Genomic DNA, 5,693 nt, shown 5'->3' on the forward strand with positions numbered 1-5,693 from the left:
ATCATTATGTGTATTGTAATGAGGATTGGTCATCCAAGATTCATCTTCATACAATAATTTGTCTAATGTTCCATCATTTCTTTTCCCTATAAATTCCAGGTAATCATTCTGGTCAAATGAGCCATCTTCTTGACCACTAATGTACACCGACACCTCTTCACCCCGGTGATAAACTTTGATCTCTCGGGGATCCAAATCATCTACTGACAGGCCTGATGCAGAAAGGGTGGTATAGCTTAATCGATAAATTCCATCCGAGCTTGTAGGTATTTTATAATAGTCTCTATCATAATTCATCCAATCATTTGACTGCCCACTCACAAAAAAGTGTTGAAAAATCCCCACCAAAAGGAAGGTCATACGCAAGGCCTTAAAAATATTTATTCTATAATCCATCATATAATCTAAAACCAGACTTTAATGGGTTAAGTGAAACTTTAACACTGAAAACATGAGAATAAGGCGTTTCTGAAATACTACCTATATCAGTAAGGGCATAATCCACTAGAACAGCCTCACTTACCCTAAACCCCAAGCCAAAACCGGGTTGAAAAGAAGTGTATTCGGAACCATCAAAATCTTTCAATGTCTGCACATTTCCCGCTCCAATCCTAAAAAATGCAGTCTGCCTATACCCCAGCTCCATTCCGATTTTAGGAGACAAATTAAACAGGTCGCTTCCATACAATGCGTTCCTTTCTCCGTCAAAGGTTAAATCTACATCCAATACCGTCAAAAAATCAATCTCCTCTGTTAGCTCAAAATTCTTGGAAAAACTGAGGGTAGCTCTTGGGAGGGTAAGCTCTATACTATTGATAGGAATTTGATTTTGGGTTTGGGCATAAATATCTCTTACCAATTCAGCATTATGAGACCAGGCATTAAAGGTGGTAGTAATGTCTCTGGCCATTAAGCCAACACGCCAGCCATTTTCCATATAAATAGCTCCAAAATCTAACCCGAAACCCCATGCCTTGGCAAATTTACCTACATTTCTATGGATTACTTTTGCATTCACTCCCACCTTTAAATAATCACTAATATCCCTAGCAAAGGACAAAAGCAATGCATAATCCGCAGCATTAAAAAACTGGATATTGTCATAATTTAAGGCTCCATTGGCATCATATAAAAATCGAGTATCTGGGATATCATCTACCCCAAACCTAACGAGTGAAACCGCTATTTGATTGTCTTCTTGAATATTTGTAGAATAACCTGCGAAATCAAATTTTGCAATTCCCGCAAAATACTCAGCATGCATCAAAGAGAATTCGTGCTCGTGCTTGATCCCAAGCAAACCTGCAGGATTCCAATAGGCGGCGGTAACATCATTGACTGCTGACACTTGGGCTCCGGCCATACCTAAAGCCCTAGCTCCAATCCCAATGTTCATGAATTCGTTGGAATATTTAGGGGCTATCCCTTGGGCTCTTACGGCTCCTGATAGCAAAATCCCCACCAACACACAAAAATTTACCCTACCAAACATGAGTTTAAATAATAATCCTTTCGCAAAGTAAAAAGAAAAAACCATTGTAAATATTCTGAAATTAAAAAATTATTGAATGCTTTGTTCGGAATTGTTCACATCTGAACAATAAACTGTACGGTGACATCCAAAAAAATACTTTGGTTATTGGTAATACTTGTTAGAATAAAACAAACGCAAAATTTTAATATTTTATTAGCCCTACCATAATCTGCTTTTAAAACAAAAATTAACGCATTTTAGCCCAAAATTGGGTATTGCTTCGATCTTTGCATACCATGGAATTAGGCAATACCTACTAGCAGGTAAAAAGTTGGTATTATTTTTCCAATAGGTGAGATCAATCGATTAAAATAATTGTGAACTAGTATATTTCTTTGAACAATAAAACATGAAAGCTTCAAACACCCAAACCCAAATGCGGAAAGGGATTTTGGAATTCTGCATATTACATATCATTTCCAGAGGAGAGGTCTACGCGACCGATCTGATAGAGGAGTTGCAAAGTGCTGAGATGATAATTGTAGAAGGTACCTTATATCCTCTTTTAAACAGGCTGAAAAATGCCAAATTAGCTTCCTATAAATGGGTGGAATCAGAGGCAGGTCCACCAAGAAAATATTATTCTATCACGCCTCAGGGGCTGGAATTCTTAAATGACTTACAGCAGACATGGGAAAACCTGGACACATCCGTCAATCAAATAATAGCGAAAGCAAAAAACGAATAGGAACGATCAAGTAATTAATATATATTTTCTTGACCTTAGTCATTTAAATCATGAAAAAGACAATTAGCATAAATATCAGTGGCATTCTCTTCCATATTGAGGAGGATGGATATACCGCCTTAAAAAATTACCTGGATGCCATCAATCAACATTTCTCCCATTACGAGGATAATCAAGAAATTATTACCGACATTGAAAATAGGATAGCCGAAATCTTCCTAAGTAATCTAAAAAACAATAAGCAGGTTATTACAGCAGACAATGTTTCTAACCTAATCCAAAAAATGGGAACAATAGCGGATTTTAAAGCTATTGAACAGGACTTGGAGGAGGAAAAACAGACTGAAGATCCAAACAATGACTTTTATAAATACGTAACTCCTCCGGATCAAAATTCAGGGAAAGGATATAAAAAACTAACCCGCCTGGTCCATGGTAAAATACTCGGAGGAGTGTGTGCCGGCTTTGCAAACTATTTCTCCATAGACCCGCTTTGGACCCGACTCATCACCATATTAATGCTGTTTAGCGGCGGTTTAAATTTAAATGCACTAAGCTTACCTTTCCTTTCTGAAGGCTTTCATTTGAACACTGCCATCGGCTGGTGGACGGTAATTGCTTATGCCTTACTATGGATTATTCTTCCGGTCTCCTATGATAAACCGGAAGATAAAAACATCAAGAAGCTTTACAGAAACCCTGATGATAGGGTATTGGGAGGGGTAGGTAGTGGCTTGGCTGCTTATTTCGATATAGATGTCATTTGGGTACGGCTGGCTTTTTTCGGTCTTACTTTTGCCGGAGGTTCAGGATTTGTATTGTACTTTATCCTATGGATAATTACACCTATGGCCAAATCCATTACAGAGAGGATTGAGATGAAAGGGGGAGCTATAACTTTAAGTAATATTGAGACCACCATCCAGCAAAATCTATCTACCGAAAGCAGCAAGGAGGAGTCTACTTCAAAAAAAATAGTGCTCGCTCCGTTTAGGTTCCTAGGAAAAGCAATTAATGCTATAGGGAAAGCACTTGGCCCATTTGGAGCATTCTTATTGGCAGTCATAAGGGTATTTTTTGGTCTCTTGATTTTTACCTTAGGAATGGTAATCCTTATAATCCCTCTTGCCTTTTTAGGACTTTACAGTGAATTGATCATTAGCAATGATTGGGCTTATATGTGGGACGGTTTCCCTATCAATACCATTGCTGAGCTTTTACCTGTATGGTTGGCAATTGCGCTATCTGTGATTGTCTTTATACCAAGTATAGTATTGGTTCTTTTGGGCATTAGTGTATTAATCAAAAGGAACCTCATCGATGGAAGGTTTGGTCTTGTTATCTTCGGCATTTGGATCATGTGCATTCTTTTAGGCGCCTTCCAAGCACCAAAAATAATTGGTCAATTTAAAAGTGAAGGCAGTTTTACGGTTGACCAAAATCTTGAAGTTCCTGAAAACACACTATTATTAAGCGCCGAAAGTAGTGGAATAGATGAAGGCGAACTAGGCTTTGTTAAACTACAACTAAAAGGGCATGAAAAGGATGACTTGATAGTGAAGCAAAAGTTTATTTCCAAGGGCTCCAATAGAAGTGACGCCATAGAAAATGCTTCGGAAGTAGCCTACGAATTACAACTTACTGACAGCCTGTTGATTTTCGATAAATCCCTGACCTTTCCCGACACAGCAAAGTTTAGGATGCAACACTTGGAGCAGACATTATTTATCCCCTATAACAAGGCCTTTGTAATTGATCGTAATTTACTCTCAATTTTAAGAAACACCTTAGGAAAAGACGGATATAAAAACAGAGATATCAATAGTCAAAACTATTGGGTATATAATGAAAATGGCTTGCTTTGCTTGAATTGTGTCAATGACCACAAACAATCTTCTACCGATAGCCTTTCCAGATCTTTATACAATGAGAGTTTTATAATGAAAAAATAGCAGGCTAGGCTAACAACTACTTATCACTCTGTACATATTAATCCCCCCGCCTATTTAATTAAATAAGCGGGGGGATTTTTTATCAACCCCAGCACTTGTAAACATGCCTTTTCACCGAGTTGACCAAAGATCACTCCATTATAAAGCCACCACATCTTCATTATGACTCAGATCAATTATTTCGATTTTCCTAATTGACCTTCTATTACATGCTATTGAAAAAGAAAAAATTCCTGTTTGAATTTTAGGTTAATAGGTTTTAAAGCAATACTTTAACTAAACATAAATCAGACCTGAATCACAAAGGTTAATCAGTGTCAATTGCATAAAATTATAGCACTATGGATGTTAAAGTTAAATTTTTAGGCGCCGCAGGAACCGTTACAGGTTCTCGCTTTTTTTTAGAGATCGGATCTTTTAGGGTTCTCGTTGATTGCGGCTTATTCCAAGGCCTGAAGGAAAACCGTCTAAGAAACTGGGACACCTTCCCTATTCAACCTGAAACAATTGATATTGTTTTACTTACGCATGCACATATCGACCATTCGGGATACTTGCCTAAATTAGTAAAAGAAGGATATCAGGGGCCCATTTATCTGACTGAAGCTTCTTTAGAATTGGTAAAAATCTTATTACTGGATGCAGGCAAACTACAAGAAGAAGAAGCCAAGTTTGCCCGAAAGAAGGGCTACTCCAAACATTCAAACCCACAACCTTTGTTTACCCGGGAAGATGCAGAAAAAGTTTTCCCAAAACTCAAACCCATTTCCTTTGATCAAGCGGTCAAAATTAATGATCAGTTAAGCATCACTGCATACAATGCGGGTCACATTCTCGGTGCATCAATATTAAAATTACAGGTCAAAGGGGACAAACAGGAAAAAAGCATTGTGTTTTCCGGAGATCTAGGTAGGACTAAAGATCCTATATTAGACCCTCCGGCAGAAATACCTTTTGCAGATGTATTGTTTTTAGAAACCACCTATGGAAACCGGGTAAACGAATCCACCGGGATAGATAGAAAGTTAGGAAAGGTAATTCGGGACACCTATTACAATGGAGGGGTTTCATTAATTCCTTCCTTTGCTGTTGGTAGGACTCAAATGATATTGTTTTACTTGCACCGACTTCAACAAAAGGGGTTTATCCCTCAAATCCCCATCTATGTAGACAGCCCCATGGCCATTGATGTGACAAGCTTGTACAAAGACTTCCCTGAATACCACCATTTAGGCCCTTCGCTTGAAAATTCAAACGCCAATCCTTTTTTACATAAAAACCTACATTATTACAGAGATCAGGAATCTTCCATCAGCCTAAATAATATAAAAAACAATGCCATTATTATTTCGGCAAGTGGAATGGCTACAGGAGGACGAATATTACACCACCTTTACAATAGATTACCCAATAAAGAAGACAGCATACTCTTTGTCGGCTATCAGGCAGAAGGGACCAGGGGGCGAAGGATCCTAGAAGGTGAAGAAACGTGTAGAATTTATGGGATAGATGTACCTGT

The 5,693-nt window shown here is 38.1% G+C and carries 5 protein-coding genes; 3 read left to right on the forward strand and 2 right to left on the reverse strand.

What is annotated here, in order from left to right; translation table 11 throughout:
* Both AAC037_RS18530 and AAC037_RS18535 read right to left on the reverse strand, forming a co-directional pair.
* Positions 1 to 399 (reverse strand): hypothetical protein (locus AAC037_RS18530; RefSeq protein ID WP_339904676.1); only part of this gene is annotated, 399 nt, incomplete at its 3' end.
* Positions 386 to 1,492 carry a PorV/PorQ family protein gene (locus AAC037_RS18535; protein ID WP_339904677.1) on the reverse strand — a complete coding sequence of 369 codons (1,107 nt, stop codon included), beginning with the start codon at positions 1,490 to 1,492 and terminating at the stop codon, positions 386 to 388. The genes AAC037_RS18535 and AAC037_RS18530, both read right to left, overlap by 14 nt.
* 391 nt (positions 1,493 to 1,883) lie before the next feature.
* On the opposite strand from AAC037_RS18535, the gene AAC037_RS18540 reads away from it, so the two are divergent.
* From AAC037_RS18540 to AAC037_RS18550, 3 genes are all read left to right on the forward strand, one after another.
* Positions 1,884 to 2,222 carry a PadR family transcriptional regulator gene (locus AAC037_RS18540; protein ID WP_303614695.1) on the forward strand — a complete coding sequence of 113 codons (339 nt, stop codon included), beginning with the start codon at positions 1,884 to 1,886 and terminating at the stop codon, positions 2,220 to 2,222.
* 50 nt (positions 2,223 to 2,272) lie between these two features.
* Positions 2,273 to 4,174 (forward strand): PspC domain-containing protein, encoded by a 1,902-nt coding sequence (locus tag AAC037_RS18545; protein ID WP_339904678.1) that lies wholly within the window; start codon positions 2,273 to 2,275, stop codon positions 4,172 to 4,174.
* 341 nt (positions 4,175 to 4,515) lie between these two features.
* A partial coding sequence (locus tag AAC037_RS18550) for an MBL fold metallo-hydrolase (RefSeq protein WP_339904679.1) occupies positions 4,516 to 5,693 on the forward strand: 1,178 nt, incomplete at its 3' end.

Origin of the sequence: uncultured Cyclobacterium sp. (assembly GCF_963976465.1) — a bacterium.
Taxonomy (GTDB): domain Bacteria; phylum Bacteroidota; class Bacteroidia; order Cytophagales; family Cyclobacteriaceae; genus Cyclobacterium.

Bases quoted from the DNA above. Each gene is read 5' to 3' on its own strand.
- AAC037_RS18540 (WP_303614695.1), top strand. From the start codon at position 1,884: ATGAAAGCTTCAAACACCCAAACCCAAATGCGGAAAGGGATTTTGGAA.
- AAC037_RS18545 (WP_339904678.1), top strand. From the start codon at position 2,273: ATGAAAAAGACAATTAGCATAAATATCAGTGGCATTCTCTTCCATATT.
- AAC037_RS18535 (WP_339904677.1), bottom strand. From the start codon at position 1,492: ATGTTTGGTAGGGTAAATTTTTGTGTGTTGGTGGGGATTTTGCTATCA.